We start from the raw sequence: 2630 nt of genomic DNA on the forward strand, positions 1-2630 counted from the left end.
CTCGAGCGCGCCGCACACGGCACGGTAGTCGAGGGCATCGCCTACTGTGAGTCCGTCAAGGACTACGTCAGCCGCGAAATCCTGGTCGACATTCTAGACGACACCGACTGTAACGCTAGCTCCGACTAGACGCGCGGCTTCTCGCGCATCTCGAAGGTCTCGATGATGTCGCCTTCGGTGATGTCGTTGTACGAGCCAAGACCGATACCACACTCGAAGTCCGTGCGGACCTCGGTGGCGTCGTCCTTGAAGCGCTTGAGCGTCTCAACGGTGAGGTTGTCGCCGATGATCTTGCCGTCGCGGCTGATGCGGGCCTTGGCGTTGCGCCGGATGATGCCGGAGCGGACGATCGAGCCTGCAATGTTGCCGAACTTGGACGAGCGGAAGACCTCGCGGACCTCGGCCGTGCCCAGCTGGACCTCTTCGTACTCCGGCTTGAGCATGCCCTTGAGGGCTGCCTCGATGTCATCGATGGCTGCGTAGATGACGGAGTAGAAGCGCATGTCCACGCCTTCGCGGTCTGCCAGTTCGGCAACCCGCTCGGCGGGCTTGACGTTGAAGCCGATGATGACGGCGGAGTCGACCGTTGCCAGGTTGACGTCGTTCTGCGTGATCGCACCGACACCGCGGTGGATGACGCGGAGCTGGACACCCTCGCCGACGTCGATCTTGAGCAGAGCGTCTTCGAGGGCTTCCACGGCACCGGACACGTCACCCTTGAGGATGAGGTTGAGGGTGTCGATCTTGCCATCGGCGACGGCCTGGTCGAAGTCTTCCAGGCTGATGCGCTTGCGGCGCTTGGCCAGGGCGGCGTTGCGGTCGGCGGCTTCACGCTTCTCGGCGATCTGGCGGGCGGTGCGCTCGTCAGCGGTCACGAAGAAGGTGTCACCGGCGCGCGGGACGTTGGACAGACCCAGCACCTGGACGGGGCGGGACGGGCCGGCCTCGGTCAGGGCGCTGCCGTCGTCGTCGAACATCGCACGGACGCGGCCGTGGGCCGTGCCTGCCACGATGGTGTCGCCGACGTGCAGTGTGCCGGACTGGACCAGGACGGTTGCAACCGCACCGCGGCCCTTGTCCAGGTTCGCTTCGATCGCGATACCGCGGGCGTCCTTGTTCGGGTTGGCGCGCATGTCCAGGGCTGCGTCCGCGGTGAGCAGGACGGCCTCGAGCAGCTCGTCGATGTTGAGGTTCTGGCGTGCAGAGACCTCCACGAACATGGTGTCGCCACCGTACTCTTCCGGAACCAGGCCGTACTCGGTCAGCTGGCCGCGGACCTTGTCCGGGTTGGCGCCTTCCTTGTCGATCTTGTTCACGGCCACGACGATCGGCACGTTGGCCGCCTGGGCGTGGTTGAGGGCTTCAACGGTCTGCGGCATCACGCCGTCGTCCGCTGCGACCACCAGGATGGCGATGTCGGTGACCTTCGCACCACGGGCACGCATGGCGGTGAACGCCTCGTGGCCCGGGGTATCGATGAAGGTGATCTTCCGGTCGGTGCCCTCGTGGTTGTGGGTGACCTGGTAGGCACCGATGTGCTGGGTGATGCCGCCGTGTTCGCCCGCCATGACGTCGGACTTGCGGATGGCATCGAGCAGCCGGGTCTTACCGTGGTCGACGTGGCCCATGACGGTGACAACCGGAGGACGTGCCTCGAGTTCCTCATCGCCCTCGGCCTCAAGCTCCGCGTCGAAGTCGATGTCGAAGCCGGAGAGCAGCTCGCGCTCCTCGTCTTCCGGCGAGACGACCTGCAGCTTGTAGCCCAGCTCCTCGCCGAGCAGCGCGAAGGTCTCTTCGTCCAGGGACTGCGTGGCCGTAGCCATCTCGCCCAGGTGGAAGAGGACCGTCACCAGTGCGGCGGGGTTTGCCTCGATCTTGTCGGCGAAGTCCGTGATGGACGAGCCGCGGCGCAGGCGCACCACGGTGTTGCCGTCGCCGCGGGGTACGCTCACGCCACCCAGCGACGGAGCGCTCATCTGCTCAAGTTCCTGGCGCTTGGCGCGCTTCGACTTGCGCTGCTTGCCGCGGCCTGCGCCGCCCTTACCGAAGGCACCCTGGGTGCCACCGCGTCCGCGGCCACCCTTGCCGAAGCCGCCGCCGGCCGGGGCGCCGCCGCCACCGGGACCGCCGGTGCCGGGAGCACCCGGACGGCCCGGGCCGCGACCGCCGCCGGGACGGCCTGCACCGGCGGGTGCGGGACGCTCGGTGCGGTTGGGCATCATGCCCGGGGTCGGACGGTTTCCGCCGGCACCCGGACGGGCGCCGGGGGCACCAGCCGGACGCGGTGCGCCCGGACGGGGACCGGCAGCACCGGCGGGACGCGGAGCACCCGGACGGGGTCCACCGGCACCGGCTGCGGGGCGGGGGCCGCCGGGGCGGTCGCCCTGGCTGCCACCCGGACGCGGCATCCCCTGGGACGGCGCGAACGGGTTGTTACCCGGACGGGAGGTACGTTCGGAGTCGCCGCCACGGCCGCGGGGCATGCCCTGCGAGGTGGCGAACGGGTTGTTACCCGGGCGGGGACCGCCGGGTCGCGGCGCGGAGCCACCCTGGCGGGCCGGAGCGGCGGGCGCTTCAGCCTTGGGGGCCGGGCGTGCGCCGGGCTTGGCAGCGGTGGACGGCGCGGCGGG

At 69.3% G+C, this 2630-nt stretch carries 1 protein-coding gene; it reads right to left on the minus strand.

All coding sequences use genetic code 11. From position 1 onward, the window contains the following. Nucleotides 1-125 precede the first annotated feature (125 nt). On the minus strand, nucleotides 126-2630 hold a 2505-nt coding region (gene infB, locus AB0305_RS22970; protein WP_366174173.1), incomplete at its 5' end, for a translation initiation factor IF-2.

This window comes from Arthrobacter sp. NPDC080086, assembly GCF_040702285.1.